This window comes from Stenotrophomonas sp. YJH_SMC_43, assembly GCF_059372535.1.
This window is the reverse complement of the sequence record NZ_JCAFVQ010000001.1, coordinates 1,275,396-1,296,892: the sequence shown is the minus strand read 5'-3', so window position 1 is coordinate 1,296,892 and position 21,497 is coordinate 1,275,396. Positions and strand designations below refer to the sequence as shown.

Below are 21,497 nucleotides of genomic sequence, written 5' to 3'. Positions count from 1 at the left end.
TATTTGTAGAGCCGAGCCCATGCTCGGCTATGTTTGGATCGGGCGCGAAGAGCAGCCGAGCGCAGGCTCGGCTCTACAGGGGAGCGTTGTCGCTGGGCGGTGGGCTCTGCGCCAGCTCCACCCGCGGCCGGGGCAGGTCGTGCAGCTGCATGAAGCGCGCCGCATCGACCGGGCGGCCGAGCAGGTAGCCCTGCAGGTAATCGCATCCCAGCCGCTCCAGGTAGGCGCGCTGGGCAGCGGTTTCCACGCCTTCGGCGACGATGTCCATGTCCAGCGCATGGCCCAGCGCCACGATGGCCGAGACGATCACCACATCCTCGGCGCTGTGCTCCAGATCGCGCACGAAGGCATGGTCGATCTTGATCTCGGTAGCCGGCAGCCGCTTCAGGTACAGCAGGCTGGAGTAGCCGGTGCCGAAGTCATCGATGGAGATGCCCACGCCCAGCGCCGAGAGCGCCTGCAGCAGGCGCAGGCTGGTATCGGTATCGCGCATCACCGTGCTTTCGGTGATCTCCAGCACCAGGTGGCGCGGGGCAATGTCGTAGCGTTCGATCACTTCGCGCACATCCTGCAGCAGGTGCGGCGAACTGAACTGCACCGGCGACAGGTTCACCGACATCGACCAGCCTTCGTGACCGGCGTCATGCCAGCGGCGCAGCTGCAGGCAGGCCTGGTCCAGCGCCCAGCGCCCGATGTCGTTGATCGCGCCGCTGCGCTCGGCCAGCCGGATGAAGCGGTCCGGCGGGATCAGGCCATGCTCCGGATGGCGCCAGCGGATCAACGCTTCGGCACCGGCTACCTTCTGCGTGGCTACCTGTATCTTCGGCTGGTAGTGCAGGAACAGCTGCTCGCTGCCAATGGCCCGGCGCAGGTCGGCCAGCAGCCGGAATTGTTGCTCGGCGCTGTCATTCATCCAGTCGGCGAACAGCACGAAGGCGTTGCGTCCGGACTCCTTGGCCTGGTACATCGCCGCATCGGCGAAGGCCATCAGCTGGCGCTCGCTGGCGGCGTGGTCCGGGCAGATCGCCACGCCGATGCTGGCGGTCACCTGCAGTTCGTTGTCGGCCAGCAACGGCCCGCTGCCGACCGCCTGCAGGATGCGCCGGGCCAGGGTCGGCAGGTCTTCATCGTGCTCGATGCGCACCACCAATACGAATTCGTCCCCGCCCAGACGGGCCAGCATGTCGTGGGGGCGCAGCAGCTGGCGGGTGCGCTCGGCCACTGCCACCAGCAGCGCGTCGCCGGCCTGATGGCCATAGGCATCGTTGACCTGCTTGAAGCCATCCAGGTCCATGAACATCACCGCGAAACGGCTGCCGCCCTGTTCGGCCTCGGCCAGAGCCTGCACGATGCGACGCTGCAGCAGCAGGCGGTTGGGCAAGCGGGTGAGTGGGTCGTGCAGTGCGGCCTGGGTCAGTTCCTGCTGCGCGTCGGTCAGCGAGGTGCTCAACAGGGAATTGCGCAGGCGCAGCAGCTGCGCCTCCACCCGCTGGTCCAGCCAGGACACCACCAGCACCACGGCCAGGATCGACACAGTGAGCATCACCACCAGCATGGCCAGCCATTCGCTCTGCAGGCCATCGCCCACCGCCGCACCGCAGATGCTGCCTTCCGGGAACCGCGCGGCGGCCATGCCGGTGTAGTGCATGCCGACAATGGCCAGCCCGAGCAGGCCGGCAGCGGCCAGCCGGTCGCCGACACGGGTGCGCTGCGCACGCAGGCGGAATGCAACGTACAGGGCCGTCCACGAAGCAGCGACCGCCACCATCAGCGAAAACAGCAGCCAGCCCGGGTCGTAGTCGATGCCCGGCTGCATGCGCATTGCGGCCATGCCAACGTAATGCATGCCGGCGATACCGGTACCCATCAAGAGTGCGCCGCCAGCCAGGCGCGGATGCGGCAGGGTGCGCAGCGAGACCAGCCACAGTGCGAACACTGACGAGGCGATGGCCAGGGCCAGGGAGAGCAGGGTGATGGGCAGGTCGTAGCCGAGCGGAATGGGCAGGTCGAAGGCGAGCATGCCGATGAAATGCATCGACCAGATGCCCAGGCCCATGGCGAAGCCACCACCGAGGCGCCACCACCACGCCGCGCCCTTGCCGGGGGCGGTGACCGTGCGCCCGGCCATTGCCAGCGCAGTGTACGAAGCCATCACGGCAACCAGCAGCGAGATCGCCACCAGCCACGGGTTGTACGTGCCTACCAGCATTCGTCAGTCTCCCGGACCTGCCTGTCGACGGAAACCACGGTGGGGCATGCATGAGGCAGGCCGACGCAGGGCGGCGGCCACGTGCGGCATCCCCCCGGTTGCCGCGCATTCACTCTAACGCGCGGACCCGGGGGAAGGGCAAGCAGTAAAACGTGAAATTGCGCCCCTGTAGAGCCGAGCCCATGCTCGGCTGCCGCTCCTGCCGAAGACAGCCGAGCATGGGCTCGGCTCTACAGAAACAAAGGCATGGCAAGCAGTAAAACGTGATGATCAGTTCAGTGTGTGACCGCGTCCGCAGCCTGGATGGCGGCGTCGAACAGGCGCTGTACCGGCGGACCCATTTCCCCGGCCAGCAACGCCAGCAGGAACAGGCCCAGCAGCAGCGAGACCGGCAGGCCCAGCTGGATCGGGTTCAGCGCCGGGGCGGCCCGGGCCAGCACGCCGAACGCCAGATTCACTGCCAGCATCGCCACGGTCAGCGGGATCGCCAGGGTCAATGCGCCGCGCAGTACGGTCAGCAGGAAGGTCGGGGCGATGCTGAAGAAGGCGTGCGGGTCGGGCAGCGGCGCGCCGATCGGCAGCGCCCGGTAGCTGTCCACCACCAGTGAGATCAGCGCCAGGTGCCCGTTGGCGGTGAAGAACAGCAGGCCGAACAGCAGATAGAACCACTGGCCGATCACGCCCGAGGTGCCGCCACGCAGTGGGTCACTCATCTGCGCGAAGGCCAGGCCGGTGCCCTGGGCAATCAGTTCGCCGGCCATCGCCCCGGCCTCGAACACCAGCCGTAGCAGGAAGCCGATGGACACGCCGATGGCCAGTTCGCGGGCGATGGTCAGGACCGTGGCGGCATCGAAGCCCGTCCAGTCCGGTACTGGCGGCAGCAGCGGCGCCAGCGCGATGGCCAGGGTCCCGGCCAGCACGACGCGCACCCGCGCGGGAACGGCACGGGTGCCGACCATCGGCATGGCCATGGCCACGGCACCGATGCGCAGCATGGTCCACAGCACGGTGCCGATCATGCCGAAGGCCTGCAGGCCGTCGGCTGCCATCTGGGTGGCGGCGTCCATCGAAGCGCGTGTCCTAGCCGATCAGGTGTGGAATGCGCTGGAACAGCAGCGTGGTGAACTCCACCAGGTGGCCGATCAGCAGGCTGCCCAGCGCGAACAGCACCGCGGTCAGCGCCGCCGCCTTGGCAACGAAGGCGATGGTCGGTTCGTTGAGCTGGGTCGCGGCCTGCACCACGCCCACCACCACGCCCACCACCAGCACGGTGAGCAGCAGCGGGCCAGCCACCCACAATACGGTGATCAGGCCGCCACGCAGTTCGGTCAAGGCAAGTTCGGGAGACATTCGGATTCCATCTGCTTATGTAGAGTCGAGCCAGGCTCGACTGCCTTTCGATCACGCCGGATTGAAGCTCGCCGCCAACGTACCCACGGTCAGCACCCAGCCATCCACCAGCACGAACAGCAGGATCTTGAACGGTGCCGACACCAGCATCGGCGACAGCATCATCATGCCCATCGACATCAGCACGCTGGCCACGACCAGGTCGATGATCACGAACGGGATGAAGATCAGGAATCCGATTTCGAAGGCGGTCTTCAGCTCGCTGGTGACGAACGAGGCGACCAGCACCGGGAACGGAATCGCATCGGGGCTGGCGTAGGTGCCGTGCCCGGCGATGCCGGCGAAGGTCATCAGGTCGGTCTCGCGGATCTGCGCAAGCATGAAGGCGCGCAGCGGCGAGGTGGTCAGCGTCCAGGCGGTCTGGAAGTCGATCTCGCCATTGAGATAGGGCGCCATGCCGGTGCTCCAGGCCTTGTCCCAGGTCGGCAGCATGATCATTGCGGTCAGGAACAGCGCCAGACCCAGCAGCACCTGGTTGGACGGCGTCTGGCCGGTGCCTAATGCCTGGCGCAGCAGGCCCAGCACGATGATGATGCGGGTGAACGAGGTCAGCACCAGCAGCATCGACGGGATCAGGGTGATCGCCGTCATCAGCAGCAGGGTCTGCAGCGGCAGGCTGACCGGCGCACCGCCGATTTTGCCCACGTTGATGTCCGGCAGCGGCGTGGTCGGGGCGCCCGGGGCGGCGAAGGCCAGTGCCGGCAACAGGCACAGGGCAAGCATCAGCAGCCACGGCATCAGGGTGGCAAGACGGGTACGGGTGACACGCATGTCAGGGGTCCTTGCGCAGCCGCTGCTGCAGCAGCTGGGCGAAATTCGGCAGGTTCTTGAAGTCCGGCACGCACACCGGTGCCGGCGGCGGCAGCGGTTCGGGCAGGGTATGCAGGGTGTTGATGCCGCCGGCGGTGACGCCCAGCAGCAGTTGCTGGCCATTGACCTCGACCACCACCACGCGTTCCTTGGCGCCGACACTGAGGCTGGCCACCAGCTTCATGCCTTCGGCCGGGCGGAAGCCGCTGCCGGGCATGCGCTTGAGCAACCAGCCCAGGCCGACGACCAGGGCCAGCACGGCCAGCAGCGCCAGCACCGCACCGAACAGGCTGGGTGCGGCGGCCGCATGCTGGCCGACCTGCGGGCCAACCGGGGCGGCGGTCTTGCCGACCGCCAGCAGGGTGGAGGCCAGCAGGCTCAACGCAGTCTCCGGATCCGCTCGCTCGGGCTGACCACATCGGTCAGGCGCACGCCGAAGCGGTCATTGATCACCACCACTTCGCCATGGGCGATCAGGGTGCCGTTGACGAACACATCCAGCGATTCGCCGGCGCCGCGTTCCAGTTCCACCACCGAACCCTGGTTGAGCTGTAGCAGGTTGCGGATCGGCAGGCGGGCGCGACCGACTTCCAGCGACAGGGTCACCGGCACGTCCAGGATCACGTCCAGGTTCAGGTCAGGACCGTTCGCCTCATCGGCCTGCAGGCTGCTGAACTGGGCCGGGGTCGGTTCGAGGGCGTCGATATCGTTCATTGCGGGTCTTCCTGGATGACGGGTGCGCGCGGGCGGGTGCCCGGCGGATGGGTAGCGGTGATCTTCACGGCGTTCATGCCGTTGGCGATGCCGAACTCGCCGGTGAACACGGGAATGTTCTCCACGCACAGCGGCACCTGCGGGCTGAGTTCGATCGGCAGGATGTCGCCGACCTTCAGCTGGGTCAGGTCGCGCAGGGTCATGCGCTTGCTGGCCAGTACGCTGGACAGGGTCACCTCGGCGATGTTGAGCTGTTCGCGCAGGGTCTGGCCCCAGCTCTCGTCGCGGTCATTGCGGTCGCTCTGGATGCCGGCGTCGAGCAGCTCGCGGATCGGCTCCAGCATCGAGTACGGCAGTGTCACGTGGATGTCGCCGCCACCGCCGTCGAGCTCGACGTGCAGGCGGCACACCACCACGTACTCGCGCGGCGTCACGATGTTGGCGAAGTGCGGGTTGATTTCCGAGTTGATGTACTCGAAGTCGACATCCATCACCGGTGCCCAGGCTTCGCGAAGGTCGGCGAAGGTCTGCTTCAGCAGCAGGTGGATCACCCGCATTTCGGTGGCGGTGAACTCGCGGCCTTCGATGCGGGTGGGGTAGCGCCCGTCGCCGCCGAAGAAGTTGTCGACGATGGCGAACACCAGGGTCGGTTCGAACACGATCAGGCCGGTACCGCGCAGCGGCTTGAAGCGGATCAGGTTCAGGTTGGTCGGCACATACAGCGAGTGCATGTAGTCGTTGAACTTGATCAGCTCGATGCCGCGCACCGACAGTTCGGCCGAACGGCGGATCAGATTGAACAGGCCGATCCGCCACAGCCGCGCGAAGCGCTCGTGGACCATTTCCAGGGTCGGCATGCGACCACGGATGATGCGGTCCTGGCTGGCGAAGTCGTACGAACGCGCCTCGCCTGATGGCGGTTCCGGATCGGTCTCGACCGCACCACTGTCCACGCCGTGGAGCAGGGCATCAATCTCGTCCTGGGACAGCAGGTCATTCATCGGTGGGCCCTTACTGGGTCACGAAGCTGGTGAACAGCAGATCGTCGGCGCCGTTGCTGCCGGTCTCGGCCTTGAGCACTTTCTGCACTTCGGCCAGCGAAGCGGCCTGCAGCTTCTGCTTGCCGGCGACATCGGCGATCTGGTCCGGGCTGACCTGCGAGAACAGCATCAGCAGGCGTGCGCGGATGGCGGGGGCATGGGTCTTGATCGCTTCCAGCGCGGTCGGGTCACGCGTCATCAGCTGCACTTCCAGCTGCAGGTAGCGCGGGCCGTCGACCGGGCCGTTGAGGTTGACCACGAACGCGGGGTCCAGCGCGAAGTACTGCGCCGGTGCCGGAGTGCTGGCCTTCTTCGGGGCCTGCGCGGTCTTCTCTTCGTGCTTGGACTGGATGAAGAACCAGACGCCGCCACCGGCGGCAGCGGCGGCCAGTACGGCCACCAGTGCGGTGATCAGGATCGGACTACGCGGCTTGGCGGCCTTGTCCTTCTCGGCGGTCTTCTTGGTTTTGTCAGCGGCTGCGGCCACGGGGTGAAGCTCCTGAGGGTTGCTTCACCGGGATATGCAAGGGGTGTGCCGGAGCCGGGGCGGAGGGATGCGACGGAATTCCGTCGGATGCCTGTATCGGTAGCGCCGGGCCATGCCCGGCGGAGGGTTGGGGCTCCGCCGGGCATGGCCCGGCGCTACCCGCTCGCGCGGTGTCAGGCGTATGCGTCCAGCAACCCGCGCTGACGGATCAACTGCGCGGACGACAGGCTGGCGTCGCCTGGCGACGGTTCTCCGTCACCTGCCATGCCGCCGCCACCGGACTGGCCCGACGCATTGCCGTCACCACCGGGGGCCTGGTGGCCGACATCGGCATGAGCCAGCTGGAAGCCCTGCTCGCCGAGAAGTTCGCGCAGGCGCGGCAGGCTGCTTTCCAGTGCCTGGCGTACATCCACGTGCGGGCTGCTGAAGCTGGCATGCACCTTGTCGCCGTTCAACTGCAGGCGCACGTCGACCGGGCCCATGTCGTCCGGACTCAGGCGGATGTGGGCATGGCCGATCTTCTGGTCGGCCAGCCAGCCCAGGCGCGCACCAATGGCCTGGTCGAAACCATCGTCGCCGAGCACCGGCTTCGGTGTCGGTTCGCCATTGAAGATGGCATTGCCCGTGGCCAGCGCGGCCTTCAGATCCTGCACAGCCGCGTTGCCCGGTGCATGCAGCAGCGGCGCCGTGGCGCGGTCGCCGATGAGGGTTGCGTCGCTGCCTTCACCGCGCTCGCCGCGCTTGCCGGGCAGCACCAGCTCAGGCAACGGCAGAGTGGTCGCCTGGTCGGCCCCATTGGGGGCGTCGCCTTCGGCGGTGGCCGTAGCGGTCGCCGCTGCTGTGGAGGGCAGGGCTGCTGCGACCGGCAGTGCAGCGGGCGAGGGCAGTGCGTTGCCGTCTGCATCGGTGGCCGTCGCCACTGCTGGCAGAGTGGCGGCAGGATCGGCAGGTGTCGGTACCGCCAGTACCAGTCCTGCCAGGCCGAGCGGCGGCCATGGGGCTTCCTCGGTCGTGGCCGAGGCGTCCTTTTCGGCAGCGGGCCTGGCTTGCACCGGGGGCACCGTCGCTGCGGTCTCTTCGGGTACGGCAGCGCTGTCCGGCCTGCGCTCGGCGCTGGACTGGCCATTGCTGTCGGATGCCGGCCCCTGTGCAGGCGACGTGGGCATGTTCGAGGGCCTGGAGGATCCATCGGCGCCCGGCGCACCCCCCTGCAGCAGCTGGCTGAAATCCTTGCTGCCCTCACCGCGTGGCGCGCGCGTTGCGCTGCTGCCGGAATTCTGTGGCTGCGCGTTGGCGCTGCTGGTCAATGGCGCGGGCATCACGAGCGGCCTCCCTGCTCGGCGCCGTCCTGGTCTTCGATCTGTACCAGGCGGGCGCGGCGGGCACCGATGTCATCCATCTCGCGCTGGTCGCGGCGGTCCGTCACCACCTTCTCCTGTGCGCGGTAGCTGGCGGCCAGTTGTTCCAGCACGGCCTTGTCACGGCTGGCCAGGATCAGCCGGGCGCGCTCGGCTTCCACCTTCTCGCGGTTGCCATTGACCGTGGCCTGCTGCTGTTCGACCGCACTGTCGAGGCGGTCGAGAAACGCGCGCCGGTTCAGCAGCTGCGCCGGGCTGGTCGCCGCCATCTGCGCATTCGCATACTCCTCGGCGTAGCGGCGCAGTTCGTCCAGTCGCGACAGATGGGTATCGAGCACGCGCTGGCGTTCGGCCAGATCGCGGGCCACCGCGTCCTCGTGTTCCTGGGCCCGCTTCAGCAGGGGATCGATGCGCTTGGACTGGTTCATGGCTTAACTCTCTTGTTCCACCAGGCGCTGCAGCGCCGCCTGGCTGTGCGGGAGATCTGCGGCCTTGGCAACGTCCTGGCCGAGGAACTCCATGATTTCCGGCCAGCGTTCCAGGGCTTCGTCGGTGGCCGCGTCGTTGCCGCGCTGGTAGGCACCGATGGCGATCAGGTCGCGGTTGGCCGAGTAGGCCGAGACCAGTCGCTTCAACTTGCGGATGCGCAGGCGCCACGGCTCGTCGGCGATTTCCGTGACCACACGGCTGACCGACGATTCGACGTCGATGGCCGGGTAAAGGCCGCTGTCGGCCACGCGCCGCGAGAGCAGGATGTGGCCGTCGAGGATCGCGCGCGCTGCATCGGCGATCGGATCCTGCGGATCATCGCCTTCGGTCAGCACCGTATAGAACGCGGTGATCGAGCCACGGCCCTTGGCGCCGTTGCCGGCGCGTTCGACCAGTGCCGGCAGCTTGGCGAACACCGACGGTGGGTAACCACGGGTGGTCGGCGGCTCGCCGACCGACAGGCCGATCTCGCGCTGCGCCTGGGCGAAGCGGGTCAGTGAGTCCATCAGCAGCAGCACGTTCAGGCCCTGGTCGCGGAACCATTCGGCGATGGCGGTGGCACGGTAGGCGCCGTGCAGGCGCGCCAGTGGCGGTCGGTCGGCGGGGCTGGCCACCACCACGGCGCGGCGCAGTCCTTCTTCGCCCAGCGTGGTCTCGACGAAATCGCGGACTTCGCGGCCACGTTCACCGATCAGGCCGACCACGATCACGTCGGCGGCGGTGTAGCGGGTCATCATGCCCAGCAGCGTCGACTTACCGACGCCAGAACCAGCGAACAGGCCGACACGCTGGCCGCGGCCGATCGGCAGCAGCGCGTTGATCGCACGCACGCCCACGTCCAGCGGCTGGGTGATCGGTTCACGTGCCAGCGGATTGATCGACACGCCGGCCATGCCGACATGGCCCTCGGCGCGGATCGGGCCCTTGCCGTCCAGCGGCACGCCGTCGCTGTCGATGACGCGGCCGAGCAGGCCTTCGCCCACTTCAACGCCGCCACGGCGTGCGGACGGCACCACCCGCGCATTGGGCAGCAGGCCGTGCAGTTCCGCGCTCGGCATCAGGTAAGTGCGCTCGCCGGCGAAGCCGACCACTTCGGCATCGACCCAGCCACCATCGACCACTTCCACCTTGCAGCTGGCACCCAGCGGCGCTTCGCAGCCGACCGCTTCCAGGGTCAGTCCGACCGCGCGGCGCAGCACGCCTTCGCGGATCAGGCCACGGCCATGGGCGGTATCCACGCGCAGGCCATCGAGCCGACGGGCCAGGCGCAGGTTGCGGGCGATGGCCCAGTCGGCCGGTGGCGGCGTCGGCTGCGGATCGGGGGTCATGCATTGGCTCCGGTCTGGCGGATCACCGCGTCCAGCGCGCCGCGCAGGCGGGCTTCCAGGGTGCCGTCGATGCGCACGGCTTCGGCGTGCACGCGAAGATCGCCGCGGCTGAGGCTGGTGTCTGGCACCAGGCGCTGTTGTGGCGGCAGGCTCAACAGCGGGGCGAGGGCGGCGATGTCGTCAGGGTGCAGTCGCACTTCGACCTCGCGGGTGCTGCCGCCCACCGCGTCGATCGCCTCACCGACCAGCTGTGCCAGCAGTGCCGGGTCAGCTTCGTAGGCGCGGCCGACCAGCGCGCCAGCGATGCGTACCGCCAGTTCGCCCAGTGCGCCGACCACTTCGTTCTCCAGCCGCACCAGCGGTCGGCTGAAGTTGTCGAGGATGCCTTCGATCTGCGCGGCGAGGCGACGCACCTCCGCCTGACCCTGGCCGTAACCTTCGTTATGGCCGTGTTGGAAGCCTTCCTTCTCGGCGCTGTCCTGGATGGCCTGGATTTCCTCCAGGGTCGGCAGCTGCAGCGGTGGCTCGGGTTCGTGTTCCGGGTCCGGCTCGGTGAGTTCGAACGCATCCTCCTGATCCAGCACCGGGTCGGGCTGGGCCAGCAGGTCCGGGGCAAGCCAGCGCACGACGTTGCTCACAGCATGGCCTCCGCGCTGCCACCAATGGTGACGGTGCCTTCATCGGCCATGCGCTTGACGATGGCCAGGATCTCGCGCTGCGCGCCTTCCACGTCGGACAGGCGCACCGGGCCACGGGCTTCCATGTCTTCCAGCAGGATCTCGGCCGCGCGCTGCGACATGTTGCGGGTGATCTTGTCGCGCACCTTGATGTCGGCACCGCGCAGGGCCAGGCCCAGGCGCTCGCCGCTCACTTCGCGCAGCACCAGCTGCATCTCGCGGTCGTCCAGGTCCACCAGGTCGTCGAACACGAACATCAGGTCCTGGATGCGGTTGCTCAACGGCGCATCGATGCGGGCGATTTCGCCCAGGATCGCCTGGTCCTGGCCGCTGTCCATGAAGTTCAGGATGTTGGCCGCGCACTGCACGCCGCCGATGTTGGACGACTTCAGGTTCTGGTTGCCGGCGAACTGGCGCTCCATGATCTCGTTGAGTTCATTGAGTGCGTTCGGCGGAATGCCGTCGAGCGTGGCGATGCGCAGCAGCACGTCCACGCGGGTGCGGTCCGGCAGCAGCTTCAGCGCGTCGGCGGCCTGGTCGGTTTCCAGGTGCGCCATCACGATAGCGATGATCTGCGGGTGCTCGTTGCGCACCAGATCGGCCACCGCGCGCGGGTCCATCCACTTCAGGGCGTCCAGGCCGGTGGTGTTGCGGCCGAGCAGGATGCGGTCGATCAGGTTGCCGGCCTTCTCGCTGCCCAGCGCCTGCACCAGCATGTTGCGGATGTAGTCGTCCGAGCCCACGCCCAGCGAGGTCTTCGAGCCCAGTTCCTGGCCGAACTGGTCCATCACCCGTTCCACCTGTTCGCGGGTGATGTCGGTCATGGTGGCCATGGCGATGCCGATCTTCTGCACCTCCTTGGGTTCCATGTGGCGCAGCACTTCGGCTGCATCCAGCTCACCCAGGGACAGCAGCAGCACGGCCGCGCGCTGCACGCCGGTCAGTTGTGCCTCAGTCATTGGCCACCCAGCCCTTGACCACCTGGGCCACGCGCTTGGAGTCGGTCTTCACGGCTTCACGCGCCATCCGCAGTCGTTCCTCATATGAATCCACCGGCAGGGCCAGTGCATCCGGCCCGCCCAGGCTGGCCCGGTCGGCGCCCAGCGCCGGCAGCGGCATGCCATCGTCATCGACCAGCTGCACGTCCGCGGTGTGCGGTTCCAGTGCCTGTTCGTCGTTCTTCCTGTTCTGGCCGGTGATCGCACGCAATGCCGGGCGCAGCACGCCGAACAGCAATGCCAGCACCACCACGGCGCCCAGCAGCATGCGGCCGGCATCGTGCACCCACGGCAGCTCCCACCAGGCCGGGCCTTCGACCGGCGTGGTATCACGCACGAACGGAGCGTTCATCACCGACACGGTATCGCCACGCTCGGCATTGAAACCGACGGCCTGCTTGACCAGTGCCTCGACGCGGGTCAGTTCGGCGGCCGACAGCGGCTGCGGGCTGACCTTGCCGTTGGCGCCGGCGCGCGGCACGTTGTCCACCAGGACCGCCACCGAGACGCGCTTGATGCGGCCCGCCGGCTGACGGGTGTGCTGCAGGGTGCGGTCCAGCTCGTAGTTGCGGGTCGCGTTCTTGCTGCTTTCGGTCGGCGCCTGCGCGGTGGCCGGCGCGGCCTGCTGGCCCGGCGGGCTGTTGCTGGTCGCGCCCGGCACGCCTTGCGGGCCCGGGGTGCTGGTGGTGTTCTCGCTCATCTGCTCGCTGCGCAGCTTCTGCGGTTCACCGTTGTAGAGCTCACGGGCTTCCTCGGTTACCGAGAAATCCATGTCCACGCTCACTTCCGGGTTGACGCGGCCGGGGCCGGTCATCGGTTCCAGCAGCTCGCGGATGCGCTGGTTGAACGAGGTTTCCTGGCGGCGCACCTGTTCGAACTGGGCAGCGTTGACCGCCGCCTCACTGTTCGGGTCGCTGACGCTGAGCATGCGCCCGCTCTGGTCGACCACGGTCACCCGTTCCGGGGCGAGATCCGGGATGCTGGCCGCGACCATGTGCACGATGGCGTCCACCTGGCTGCGTTCCAGCTGCTGGCCGCCACGCAGTTCCAGGGTCACCGAGGCGCTGGCCACGTCACGCTGGCGGGTGAAGGCGCTGGGCTTGGGAATGGCCAGGTGCACGCGCGAATCGCGCACCGGGCGCAGCGTGTTGATGGTGCGCGACAGCTCGGTTTCCAGCGCATGCTGGTAGCGCGCGCTTTCGACGAACTGGCTGACGCCGAAGCCCGGGTCGCGCTCCATCAGCTCGAAGCCGAGCTTGCCGCTGTCGGTCAGGCCGGAGCCGGCCAGCTTCAGGCGCGCGTCGTGCAGGTTCTTTTCCGGCACGGTGATGCCACCGGTGGCCGGGTCGAGCGCGAACGGAATCTGCGCGGCGCGCAGCAGGTCGGTCGCTTCAGCGGTCGCCTTCTGGTCCAGGCCGGTGTACAGCGGGACCATGCCCGGCTTCTGCGACCAGAAGAACACGGACAGGCCTGCCGCCACCGCCACCGCGATCATCGCCATCAGGCCCAGCCGACGGGTGATCTGCAGACTCTGCAGGCGGTCGAACCATTGCCCGGCCTTTTCGGCGTTCAGGCTGTCCTTGGAGAGCGTCAGTGCCATGCGTCTCTATTCCTTACAGCGGCATGTTCATCACGTCCTGGTAAGCCTGGACGAGACGGTTGCGGACTTCCACGGTGGCGCGGAAGGCGATCTGGGACTGCTGCGAGGCGACCATCACCTTGGCGAGGTCGGCGCTGGGGTCGCCCATTTCGAAGGCTTTGGCGAGGGCGCCGGATTTCTGTTGCGCATCGTTGACGCCGGCAATCGCACCACGCAGGGTTTCGGTGAAGCTGGCCGGCTGGGCCTGCGGTGCGTCCAGCACCGTGCCCGGCAGGGCGTTGCTGCGCGGCGTTTCGCCCAGCGGGTTGAGCGCCGGCTGTCCCATCTGGGTCTGATAGGAGCGGATCTGCGAAAGGATCGAAGTGACGGAGTGGGACATCTGCAACGGTTCCAGAAACAGGGATGGGGTTGTCTGCTGGAGCCAGTGCAAGTGCCGTGCCGAAACCGGTTTTCGATTCAGTGAAGTGAGGAGGTTGGGTGTGCTGGCAGGGCTGCGCCCTGCACCCGCCGAAGCAACGTCAACGTCAACGTCAAAGGCGGGGCATCTGTGGGTTGGCGGGGTGGGTCCGGTTGCGGGGGACGCCGTAAACCCGTCCTTGGGGGCTTGGCCGCGGCATCCATGCCGCGGACACCCCCGCAACCAGACCCACCCCGCCTCCGACAGTTGGCCGCTGCTGTTGGTAGGTGCCGACCGTTGGTCGGCATGCTGCTCCTGGTGGGTGTCGACCTTGGTCGACACGCTTGATCCACGGCATGGATAGATAGATGGCGCGATTCTGGGCCGTGACGCGCCATTTAACCGGCGTCGGTTTTCTGGCCTACGGCTGCGGTGTCCAGCGGCCGACGTTCCGGCGCTGTAGATGCGCAGGGCTCCGACCCCGGGTTCTGGAAACACGAACGCCCGGGCAAGCCCAGGCGTTCGTGCCCCCTTCATGCTGGTAGCGCGCTTCAGCCGGCCAGTTCGGCCTGCTCGCGTTCGATACCGTACTTGCGCAGCTTTTCCACCAGGGTGGTGCGGCGCAGGCCGAGCAGCTGGGCGGCGTGGGCGACCACGCCCTGGGTGCGTTCCAGTGCTTCGTTGATCAGGCCCAGTTCGATGTTGGCCATGTGGTTGCGCAGGTCCATGCCTTCGTCGGGCAGGGCGGCCGGTGCCGCCGGGCGATTGACGGCGATGCCGTGCTCCAGCGCCGGCTGGTTGCCGCTGCCGGGGGTGTGGAACGAGAAGCTGCGCAGGTCCAGGCGTTCTTCGTTGGCAACCGTAGCTGCCGGTGCCGGTGCAGCCACCGCTGCCAGTGCGGCATCGCCACGGTAGCGGGCCGGCAGGTCCTGCACGCGTACTGAACCGCCCGGATGCAGCACCGCCAGGCGCTCGACCAGGTTGGTCAGCTCGCGCACGTTGCCCGGCCATTCGTAGCTGGACAGCGCCTGCAGCGCTTCGGGAGTGAAGCGCACTTCGCCACGGCCGGTGCGGGCCAGCTGCGCGGCGATGGTTTCCACCAGCGCCGGCAGGTCCTCACGGCGCTCGCGCAACGCGGGCACTTCGATCGGGAACACGTTGAGGCGGTAGAACAGATCCTCGCGGAACTTGCCCTCGGCGATGCGGGTCTCCAGGTCGCGGTGGGTCGCGGCCACGACGCGTACGTTGCAGCGGATGGTCTGGTTGCCGCCGACGCGCTCGAAGCTGCGTTCCTGCAGCACGCGCAGCAGCTTTACCTGCATCGGCAGGCTCATGTCGCCGATTTCGTCGAGCAGCAGGGTGCCGCCCTCGGCCATTTCGAAACGCCCCTTGCGGGCGGTCAGTGCGCCGGTGAACGCACCCTTTTCGTGGCCGAACAGTTCGCTTTCCAGCAGGTCCGGCGGAATGGCGCCGCAGTTGATCGCCACGAATGGGCCATCACGGCGCGGCGAGCGCTGGTGGATCGCACGCGACACGACTTCCTTGCCGGTACCGGATTCGCCCAGCACCAGTACGGTGGTATCGAACGCGGCGACCTGCTCGATCATGGTGCGCAACGCAGTCACCGCCGGGCCGTTGCCGGTCGGGCCTTGCTCCTGCGCGGCGCCGGCCTGGTGCTCGGCGTCCAGGCGCTTGAGGCTGGCGCGTCGCAGCAGGGCTTCCATCTGCGCATGGCGCAGCGGCGTTTCCAGTGGCCAGATGTTGGCTTCGTGCAGGCCGTGCTGGCGGGCAAACGTTACCCCGTCACCATCGGCCAGCAGCACCGGCGGTGGCAGGCTGCTGCCGCCCAGCCAGTTGTAGAGTGCGGTGCTGGCGGCGTTGTCGTCCAGGCTGCCGACGATCACGGCCATCCAGTCGTTCTGGCGCTGGCGACCCAGGTCGAAGTCGGCCGCGTCGGACACCCAGCGCGGGTTGAAGTCCATGAATTCCAGCAGGGCAACGGTGCGCTCTGCGCGCACGGCGTCGTTGTCCAGCACCAGGATGCGCGATTCGCTCACGATCGATCCTCCCTGAGGCCTTCCAGGATCGGCATGACTTCCTGGATGTAGGACAGCTTGCTGACGAAATTGTCGGCGCCAGCGCGCAGCGCGTGTTCGCGGTGCTCGGCGTCGTCGAAGTGGCTGGCGATCACGATGTACGGTGCATCGTCCTGCGACTTGATCAGGCGGGTGGCCTGCAGGCCACCCATCTCCGGCATGGCCAGATCCATCAATACGACCTGCGGGCGCAGCGTTTCCGAACGCTCGATCGCTTCCAGGCCGTTGCCGGCACTGCCGACGATCTGCAGCCAGTCGATCTTGCGGAAATGGCGCATCGCCGCATTGATGAAGCCCTCGTGGTCATCGACCAACAGGACCGTGAGCTTGTTCATGTCCAACATCCTTTTCAGCCCACCCGGGCCAGCTGCGGTTGCCTGGCGCCAAGCCGGCGCCGTTCACGGGCCGGGGCGATGTCCAGTTGTTCTCGGTATTTTGCGACGGTTCGGCGGGCAATGTTCACCCCCTGGCGCGACAGCAGGCCGGCGATGGCCTCGTCGGCCAGCGGCCGGCCGGCCGGTTCGGCGTCGATCAGGCGGCGGACCATGGCCTTCACGGCCTGGCCGGAGACGCTGGCGCCTTCCAGGCGCACGGCGAAGAAGTGCTTCAGTTCGAAGGTGCCGCGCGGGGTCTGCAGGAACTTGCCGGTGGTGATGCGCGAGACGGTGGACTCGTGCATGCCGATTTCCTCGGCCACTTCCTTCAGGGTCAGCGGCGCCATGGCTTCCTCGCCTCGCACCAGGAACGCGGCCTGGCGCTCGACGATCACCCGCGCGGTGCGCAGCAGGGTGTCGTAGCGCATCGACAGGCCGCGGCTGAACCAGCGCGCTTCCTGCAGCATTTCGCGCAGCGCCGGTGCGGCCTCGCTGGTCTCGGCCAAGGCCTGTTCGTACTGGCTGTTGATCGAGACCCGGCGGCTGGTGGCCGGGTTGAGGGCAACTTTCCACTGGCCGTCGGCGTGCCAGGCGACCACGTCCGGTACCACCACGGCATTGCGTTCGGGCAGCAGGCTGTCACCCGGGCGCGGCTGCAGCGACAGGATCAGGCGCACGGCTTCGCGCACGTCGTCGATCTCGGCGTCGTGCAGGCGGGCGAGGGCGGGGTAGTCGTGTGCGGCCAGTGCTTCGAGTGCGCCGTGGAGAATGCGGGTGGCCAGATGGCGGGCGGGAACTGCGCCATGCAGGCTGCGCAGCTGCGCCTGCAGGCCTTCGCGCAGGTCCTGCGCAGCCATGCCGGCGGGCTCACCGTGCAGCAGCTGCTGGCGGATGGCTTCGACGCCGTCGGCGGCGATATCGAACTGGGCGCTGGCCAGCAACTGCAGCTGGTCCAGCGGTGCCTGCAGGTAGCCGGCCTCGTCGCAGTGATCGAGCCAGAACGCGGCCACCGCCAGTTCGCGGTCGTCCATATCCAGCGACAGGCGCTGAAGCACACGCAGCTGCGGGTCGGTCGATTCGCCGGCGGCGATGCGCGCCATGCGGTCGTCGTCGCCGTCCTGCCAGCTGGCGCCGGCCACGTCCCACATCGAAGACTCCGGCAGCTCGTCGAAGGCGGCGGTGTCCATCGTCGTGGCGCTGGCCTCGGTGGCATCGGCTGCGGGCGCTTCGGCCTCTTCGATCTCCAGCAACGGATTGGAGTCCAGCAGGCGCTGGATTTCCTGTTCCAGGTGCAGCCCATCGAGCTGCAGCAGCCGGATCGACTGCAGCAACTGCGGGGTAAGGTGAAGTTGTTGGCCCAGCTGGGTCGAGAGTGCAGCCTTCATCGTGGTTCCCCGGCACCGCTCCCCGGCGCCTTGTGGAACGCATCTTGCTTTTGATCCGGCGGGGGCGGAATCAGGGGGTTCCTGAGGGGCTTCGTGAATGTCCTGACAGGATGTAGGGGTATTCCCTACATCGGCGCGGAATGTTGACGATGATCGCGCCTAAGTTGCTGATTTTCTGTGTGGTTGCCGGATTGACCGGGCTGCGCCGTGTACGGGTTCCTGTCGGAGCGTGTCAGGGTGACGGGAATTCGTCGCCGGTGCAGTGCCGGGCAGGGGTCAGATCCCGTTCCTGCAGAAAGGGATCTGACCCCATTCGCAGGCAATCACTCCAGCTCGTGCTGGTGGCGCGCGGCCAGCAGCAGCAGATCGTTGGCGCGGCGGCAGCCGAGCGATTCCATCATGCGTGCGCGGTGGGTCTCCACCGTCTTGACGCTGATGCCGAGGTCGGCGGCGATCTCCTTGTTGCTCTCACCCTTGCCGATGCGGCGCAGGATCTCGCGCTGGCGTGGCGACAGCGCGGCGATGCCGGTGGGTTTCTCGCGGCCGAGCATCGGTGCCAGCATCTTGGCGGAGATCTGCGGGCTCAGGAACACCTGTCCGGCGTGCGCGGCACGCAGCGCCAGTTCCAGCTCCTGCGGCGCCGCATCCTTGACCAGGAACCCGACCGCGCCGCGATCGAGTGCATCGCGCACGTGCGCGGCGTCGTCGTGCATGGTCATCATCACCACCCGCGTGCCGGGAGCGCGCAGGCGGATGTCACTGAGGGCTTCCAGGCCGGTGCGGCCGGGGAGTGACAGGTCCATCAGGACCACGTCCGGGGCGTGCTGCAGGGCCAGCTGCAGTGCCTGCTCGGCATTGCTGGCCTCGGCGACGAGCTGCACGTCGGCAAACCCCTGCAGCAGCCGCGCCAGGCCGGCGCGGACCAGGGTGTGATCGTCGACGATGAGAACTCGCACAGGCACGTTGGAGGTCCGTGAGGGGAGTCCACCTTAACTTAGCTGAACGGGCGCGCCAAGGCTTGCCCATCCGCCGCCATGGTGGCAGGTTTCAGCGGGCGCGGCGTGCTTCGGCCACCTGGCGGCGATGCAGGCGGAACAGATGCCGCTCCATCGCCATCTCCAGGCCATCGCCAAGACGCTGGAAACGCAGCCACAGGTAGTGACCACCGCCACCGTCCGCCGCTTCGGCGATCACTTCCACCGGCAGGTCGATATGGTCGGGCAGCCAGTCGCTGGGCTGCAGGCGTACCACGCCGGCCTGGCCGGCACTGGCACCGCTACGCGGGCCCAGCTGCAGGCGGATGCCGCGGCGTGACCAGCGTACGGGGCGCAGGGTCAGTTCCTGGCCCTGCTGGCGTACCAGCCGGCCCAGCAGCACCATCGCCAGATCCAGCTTGGCTTCCAGCCGCTGCAGCTGCAGGCTGGACTCATTGCGGTCGTCGTGCTCGTCGACACGGCTGTCCTCGACCAGGGCCAGGCTGCGCAGCAGGCCCTCGGCACTGCTGGTACGGCCAGCGGCGCTGCCTGCCTGGAACTCGGCCGGCAGGGCCAGCTCGCAGCTGAGCGTTTCGTCGAACAGCTCGCTTTCGGCCGGATGATGCAGCGACGTGGTCGGCAACTGGGTCATGCCAGCGATTCTGCCTGCAGGTAGGCATGTGCCGCGCGAAGGGAGCGCTGGCCGTCGTTCATCAGCGCGGCGACGGCATCACGGCGCTGGCGTAGCAGGCCGAGCAGATTCTGCTGGCGTTCGAACAGTGCGCTGAGCGGCGCGTGGTCGGCCGTGGTCAGCGGCTGGCTGAGCAGGGCGTGCAGGGTGCTGTCGTGGCCATCGAGCAGGCTGTCAGCCTGGTCCAGGGCGTCCTCGCCCAAGGCCTTCTCGAAGGCGTCGAGCTGGGCGTGCAGTTCATGCAGGCTCATGGTGCCACCGCGGCCGGGCGGCGTTGTTCGTGCGGAATCGCATTCCAGGCGCTGTCGATCTCGCCCAGCAGCTGCAGGGATTCATCGAGGGCGGCGCGGTCGTTGTGCAGGTTGGCCTCGGTCAGGCGCTGCAGCACGTAGTCGTAGAGTGCCGACAGATTGCCGGCGATCTCGCCGCCGGCCTCGTGGTCCAGCGAGCCGTTGAGGTGGCCGACGATCGCGCAGACTTCGCCGATCGCCTTGCCCTTGCCGGCCTGGTCGCCACGCTCGAGGCTGGCCTGGGCGCGCCGCACGCGCTCCAGCGCGCCCGCCAGCAGCATCGCCACCAGCTTGTGCGGATCGGCGTCGGCGACCGCACTGGTCACTCCCACCTGGCGGTACTGCTCGGCATATTGACGGCTGGAACCGTACATTCGTGATTCTCCTTGCGCGGGGTGCCGCCGGGCGATCGTGGGGACCGCTGCCGTCGGCGCGGCGATGATTGCTGTTGCGTCCGTTATCGGTGCGTTACACGTCAAACTTGAGCGTCGCACGCAGTCCTTTAGCGGTTCAGCTGTGCCAGCTGTTGCTGCAATGCGGTGTTGCTCTGCTGCAGCTTGCCCATCAGGCTGTCGAGCGCCAGGAACTGCTTCTTGTAGCGTTCCTCGACGTTCTTCATGCGCGTGTCGAGGTCCTTGCGGCGCTTGTCGATGTTGTCCAGCGTGGTGTTCAGGCCCTTGGTGCGGGCGACGAAGGCGCCTTCCTTGCCCGTGGTCGTACTGACGTAACCGTCGACCATCGTGTAGAGCTTGCCGGCGCCGCCGGTATCACCGGTGATCGCCGAGCGGATCTTCTCCGGCTGGCTGGCAAGCGCCGCTGCGAATTTGGTCGCGTCCAGCACCAGACTACCATCGGCATTGGGATAGCCACGGGTCTGCAGGCCGAGCTTCTTCGGATCCAATCCATCCGCGGACAGGTCCTTCAGTACAGCGCCCATCATCGAACGCAGCTGACTGGATGCGCCGCGCATCTGCGCATCGCCCGTCAGCGTCGCCGCTTCCTTGGTCTTGGCGTCGTACTTGGTCTCGGTATTGATGGCGGCGATCGCATCGTTGTAGGCCTTGACGAAGTCCTGCATCACCTTGGTGGCTGCAGTGGTGTCGGTACTGATCACGACCGTGCTCTTACCCTTGACCTTTAGGTTCAGGGTCAGGCCTGGTACGGCATCGGTCACGGTGTTGCTGTCGCTGATTACCGTGACGCCATCAATGGTCAGCTCGGCATCGGCTGCCGCGGTGTTCTCCTGAAGGCTGCCAACCAGTGCGCTCAACTTCGGGTCGCTGCCGCCGTATTCGAGTTTGATCGCATTGGCGGCGCCGGTTTTCTCCTGGGCGATCGACAAGTACTGGTTGTCGCCCGAAGCGATCAGGGTCGCCTGCACGCCTTCCTTGCGGCCTGCGGCGTCGATCTTGTTGCGCACGGTGGTCAGCGTGTCGCCGGCCTCCACTTCGACCTTCATCGTCTTTGCTTTGTCGCCCACACCAACGGTCAGCGTCAAGGTTCCGGCGCCGAAAGTGTCAGTCTTCGGCACTGAGGCGTTGGCAATCAGCTTGTGTGCCGTGGCGAGGGATTTCACCTCCACCTGGTGCGTGCCGTTGGCGGCCGCTGCCTTGGTGGTGCCTTGGTCGTACAGCGCCACCGATGCCGTCAGTACATCGTCGGTGTTGCCTGGCTGTGCTTTGCCGGTGGCGGTTACGGTGCGGGTGTCGAAGGCTGTCGTGGCCTTCAGCGCGGTCAAGGCGGTCTTCAGCTTGTCGAAGGCCGAGGTGACGGTGCCGATCGACGACAGCTGCATCTTGGCCTTGGACTGCTGCAGGTTCAGCGCGTTGTCGGCGGGCTTGCGGTCGGCCGCCACCAGCTGGCTGACGATGTCTGAAATGTTCAGGCCCGAGCCGATGCCACCGTATCCAAAGCTTGCCATGTGATTCTCCTGGTATCGGGCCTGGCCGCTAGGCGCTGGCCCGTCGTCAACGAAAATAGCGGCCTGCGCCGCTGGGTCTTGAGGACTTCGTTGATGCATGAGCCGTGCCAATGGTCTGGCGCAGGTTCTGGCACGTAGGTTGCAGGAGGGTTGGGGCAGGGTGCGGGAGGAATCACCGCGGGCTGCCGGGAGTCTGCAAAAAACCCTCCCCCAATGCAGGGGAGGGCACAGGCTACTGACAATCGGGGG

At 67.3% G+C, this 21,497-nt stretch carries 23 protein-coding genes; all 23 read right to left on the bottom strand.

Annotated features, from left to right (window positions below; translation table 11 throughout):
* Positions 1 to 73: 73 nt before the first annotated feature.
* Entirely contained in the window at positions 74 to 2,209 is a 2,136-nt protein-coding gene (locus AC5QAH_RS06085) for a putative bifunctional diguanylate cyclase/phosphodiesterase (RefSeq protein ID WP_495232184.1), read from the bottom strand.
* A 275-nt stretch (positions 2,210 to 2,484) separates the two neighbouring features.
* Positions 2,485 to 3,276 (bottom strand): flagellar biosynthetic protein FliR, encoded by a 792-nt coding sequence (fliR, locus tag AC5QAH_RS06080; RefSeq protein WP_057504317.1) that lies wholly within the window; start codon positions 3,274 to 3,276, stop codon positions 2,485 to 2,487.
* A 13-nt stretch (positions 3,277 to 3,289) separates the two neighbouring features.
* Entirely contained in the window at positions 3,290 to 3,559 is a 270-nt protein-coding gene (locus AC5QAH_RS06075; RefSeq protein WP_005413254.1) for a flagellar biosynthetic protein FliQ, read from the bottom strand.
* Between the two features lie 51 nt (positions 3,560 to 3,610).
* Positions 3,611 to 4,390 (bottom strand): flagellar type III secretion system pore protein FliP, encoded by a 780-nt coding sequence (fliP, locus tag AC5QAH_RS06070; RefSeq protein ID WP_043395553.1) that lies wholly within the window; start codon positions 4,388 to 4,390, stop codon positions 3,611 to 3,613.
* A 1-nt stretch (position 4,391) separates the two neighbouring features.
* Complete coding sequence (fliO, locus tag AC5QAH_RS06065; RefSeq protein ID WP_495232183.1) at positions 4,392 to 4,811, bottom strand: flagellar biosynthetic protein FliO; 420 nt, start codon at positions 4,809 to 4,811, stop codon at positions 4,392 to 4,394.
* A complete protein-coding gene (gene fliN, locus AC5QAH_RS06060; RefSeq protein ID WP_005409543.1) occupies positions 4,808 to 5,143 on the bottom strand; it encodes a flagellar motor switch protein FliN in 336 nt (111 codons plus the stop codon). The genes fliO and fliN overlap by 4 nt, the downstream gene beginning before the upstream one ends.
* Positions 5,140 to 6,144, bottom strand: a complete 1,005-nt coding sequence (gene fliM / locus AC5QAH_RS06055; protein WP_010482429.1) for a flagellar motor switch protein FliM — start codon at positions 6,142 to 6,144, stop codon at positions 5,140 to 5,142. The genes fliN and fliM overlap by 4 nt, the downstream gene beginning before the upstream one ends.
* Positions 6,145 to 6,154: 10 nt before the next feature.
* Positions 6,155 to 6,670 carry a flagellar basal body-associated FliL family protein gene (locus AC5QAH_RS06050; RefSeq protein ID WP_019338982.1) on the bottom strand — a complete coding sequence of 172 codons (516 nt, stop codon included), beginning with the start codon at positions 6,668 to 6,670 and terminating at the stop codon, positions 6,155 to 6,157.
* A 173-nt stretch (positions 6,671 to 6,843) separates the two neighbouring features.
* Complete coding sequence (locus AC5QAH_RS06045; RefSeq protein ID WP_248854713.1) at positions 6,844 to 7,989, bottom strand: flagellar hook-length control protein FliK; 1,146 nt, start codon at positions 7,987 to 7,989, stop codon at positions 6,844 to 6,846.
* Positions 7,989 to 8,456, bottom strand: coding sequence for a flagellar export protein FliJ (gene fliJ, locus AC5QAH_RS06040; protein ID WP_010485935.1), 468 nt, complete (start codon positions 8,454 to 8,456; stop codon positions 7,989 to 7,991). Before fliJ ends, AC5QAH_RS06045 begins: the two co-directional genes overlap by 1 nt.
* Before the next feature lie 3 nt (positions 8,457 to 8,459).
* A complete protein-coding gene (locus AC5QAH_RS06035) occupies positions 8,460 to 9,845 on the bottom strand; it encodes a FliI/YscN family ATPase (RefSeq protein ID WP_010485933.1) in 1,386 nt (461 codons plus the stop codon).
* Entirely contained in the window at positions 9,842 to 10,483 is a 642-nt protein-coding gene (locus AC5QAH_RS06030) for a FliH/SctL family protein (RefSeq protein WP_019338565.1), read from the bottom strand. The genes AC5QAH_RS06035 and AC5QAH_RS06030 overlap by 4 nt, the downstream gene beginning before the upstream one ends.
* On the bottom strand, positions 10,480 to 11,466 hold the full coding sequence (fliG, locus tag AC5QAH_RS06025) for a flagellar motor switch protein FliG (protein WP_024958226.1): 987 nt from the start codon (positions 11,464 to 11,466) through the stop codon (positions 10,480 to 10,482). The genes AC5QAH_RS06030 and fliG overlap by 4 nt, the downstream gene beginning before the upstream one ends.
* Positions 11,467 to 11,473: 7 nt before the next feature.
* Complete coding sequence (fliF, locus tag AC5QAH_RS06020) at positions 11,474 to 13,120, bottom strand: flagellar basal-body MS-ring/collar protein FliF (protein ID WP_010485928.1); 1,647 nt, start codon at positions 13,118 to 13,120, stop codon at positions 11,474 to 11,476.
* 13 nt (positions 13,121 to 13,133) lie between these two features.
* Positions 13,134 to 13,499: a flagellar hook-basal body complex protein FliE gene (fliE, locus tag AC5QAH_RS06015; RefSeq protein WP_005409552.1), complete on the bottom strand. Its 366-nt coding sequence runs from the start codon at positions 13,497 to 13,499 to the stop codon at positions 13,134 to 13,136.
* A 569-nt stretch (positions 13,500 to 14,068) separates the two neighbouring features.
* Entirely contained in the window at positions 14,069 to 15,574 is a 1,506-nt protein-coding gene (locus tag AC5QAH_RS06010) for a sigma 54-interacting transcriptional regulator (protein ID WP_019336602.1), read from the bottom strand.
* On the bottom strand, positions 15,571 to 15,948 hold the full coding sequence (locus AC5QAH_RS06005; protein WP_010485922.1) for a response regulator: 378 nt from the start codon (positions 15,946 to 15,948) through the stop codon (positions 15,571 to 15,573). The genes AC5QAH_RS06010 and AC5QAH_RS06005 overlap by 4 nt, the downstream gene beginning before the upstream one ends.
* 14 nt (positions 15,949 to 15,962) lie before the next feature.
* Positions 15,963 to 17,372: an RNA polymerase factor sigma-54 gene (gene rpoN, locus AC5QAH_RS06000; protein ID WP_019336601.1), complete on the bottom strand. Its 1,410-nt coding sequence runs from the start codon at positions 17,370 to 17,372 to the stop codon at positions 15,963 to 15,965.
* A gap of 323 nt (positions 17,373 to 17,695) precedes the next feature.
* A complete protein-coding gene (locus AC5QAH_RS05995) occupies positions 17,696 to 18,328 on the bottom strand; it encodes a response regulator (protein ID WP_010485918.1) in 633 nt (210 codons plus the stop codon).
* Positions 18,329 to 18,419: 91 nt separating this feature from the next.
* Positions 18,420 to 18,998 carry a PilZ domain-containing protein gene (locus AC5QAH_RS05990; protein ID WP_019336599.1) on the bottom strand — a complete coding sequence of 193 codons (579 nt, stop codon included), beginning with the start codon at positions 18,996 to 18,998 and terminating at the stop codon, positions 18,420 to 18,422.
* Positions 18,995 to 19,288, bottom strand: a complete 294-nt coding sequence (locus tag AC5QAH_RS05985; RefSeq protein WP_019336598.1) for a hypothetical protein — start codon at positions 19,286 to 19,288, stop codon at positions 18,995 to 18,997. Before AC5QAH_RS05985 ends, AC5QAH_RS05990 begins: the two co-directional genes overlap by 4 nt.
* Positions 19,285 to 19,701 carry a flagellar export chaperone FliS gene (fliS, locus tag AC5QAH_RS05980; RefSeq protein WP_019336597.1) on the bottom strand — a complete coding sequence of 139 codons (417 nt, stop codon included), beginning with the start codon at positions 19,699 to 19,701 and terminating at the stop codon, positions 19,285 to 19,287. The genes AC5QAH_RS05985 and fliS overlap by 4 nt, the downstream gene beginning before the upstream one ends.
* Positions 19,702 to 19,829: 128 nt before the next feature.
* Positions 19,830 to 21,248: a flagellar filament capping protein FliD gene (gene fliD / locus AC5QAH_RS05975; protein ID WP_019336596.1), complete on the bottom strand. Its 1,419-nt coding sequence runs from the start codon at positions 21,246 to 21,248 to the stop codon at positions 19,830 to 19,832.
* Positions 21,249 to 21,497: the final 249 nt, after the last annotated feature.

What these genes read in the sequence shown, in the direction of transcription:
- AC5QAH_RS06085 (WP_495232184.1), bottom strand. Translation starts at nt 2,209, where the DNA reads ATGCTGGTAGGCACGTACAACCCGTGGCTGGTGGCGATCTCGCTGCTG.
- fliR (WP_057504317.1), bottom strand. Translation starts at nt 3,276, where the DNA reads ATGGACGCCGCCACCCAGATGGCAGCCGACGGCCTGCAGGCCTTCGGC.
- AC5QAH_RS06075 (WP_005413254.1), bottom strand. Translation starts at nt 3,559, where the DNA reads ATGTCTCCCGAACTTGCCTTGACCGAACTGCGTGGCGGCCTGATCACC.
- fliP (WP_043395553.1), bottom strand. Translation starts at nt 4,390, where the DNA reads ATGCGTGTCACCCGTACCCGTCTTGCCACCCTGATGCCGTGGCTGCTG.
- fliN (WP_005409543.1), bottom strand. Translation starts at nt 5,143, where the DNA reads ATGAACGATATCGACGCCCTCGAACCGACCCCGGCCCAGTTCAGCAGC.
- fliM (WP_010482429.1), bottom strand. Translation starts at nt 6,144, where the DNA reads ATGAATGACCTGCTGTCCCAGGACGAGATTGATGCCCTGCTCCACGGC.
- AC5QAH_RS06045 (WP_248854713.1), bottom strand. Translation starts at nt 7,989, where the DNA reads ATGCCCGCGCCATTGACCAGCAGCGCCAACGCGCAGCCACAGAATTCC.
- fliJ (WP_010485935.1), bottom strand. Translation starts at nt 8,456, where the DNA reads ATGAACCAGTCCAAGCGCATCGATCCCCTGCTGAAGCGGGCCCAGGAA.
- AC5QAH_RS06035 (WP_010485933.1), bottom strand. Translation starts at nt 9,845, where the DNA reads ATGACCCCCGATCCGCAGCCGACGCCGCCACCGGCCGACTGGGCCATC.
- fliF (WP_010485928.1), bottom strand. Translation starts at nt 13,120, where the DNA reads ATGGCACTGACGCTCTCCAAGGACAGCCTGAACGCCGAAAAGGCCGGG.
- fliE (WP_005409552.1), bottom strand. Translation starts at nt 13,499, where the DNA reads ATGTCCCACTCCGTCACTTCGATCCTTTCGCAGATCCGCTCCTATCAG.
- AC5QAH_RS06005 (WP_010485922.1), bottom strand. Translation starts at nt 15,948, where the DNA reads ATGAACAAGCTCACGGTCCTGTTGGTCGATGACCACGAGGGCTTCATC.
- rpoN (WP_019336601.1), bottom strand. Translation starts at nt 17,372, where the DNA reads ATGAAGGCTGCACTCTCGACCCAGCTGGGCCAACAACTTCACCTTACC.
- AC5QAH_RS05990 (WP_019336599.1), bottom strand. Translation starts at nt 18,998, where the DNA reads ATGACCCAGTTGCCGACCACGTCGCTGCATCATCCGGCCGAAAGCGAG.
- AC5QAH_RS05985 (WP_019336598.1), bottom strand. Translation starts at nt 19,288, where the DNA reads ATGAGCCTGCATGAACTGCACGCCCAGCTCGACGCCTTCGAGAAGGCC.
- fliS (WP_019336597.1), bottom strand. Translation starts at nt 19,701, where the DNA reads ATGTACGGTTCCAGCCGTCAATATGCCGAGCAGTACCGCCAGGTGGGA.
- fliD (WP_019336596.1), bottom strand. Translation starts at nt 21,248, where the DNA reads ATGGCAAGCTTTGGATACGGTGGCATCGGCTCGGGCCTGAACATTTCA.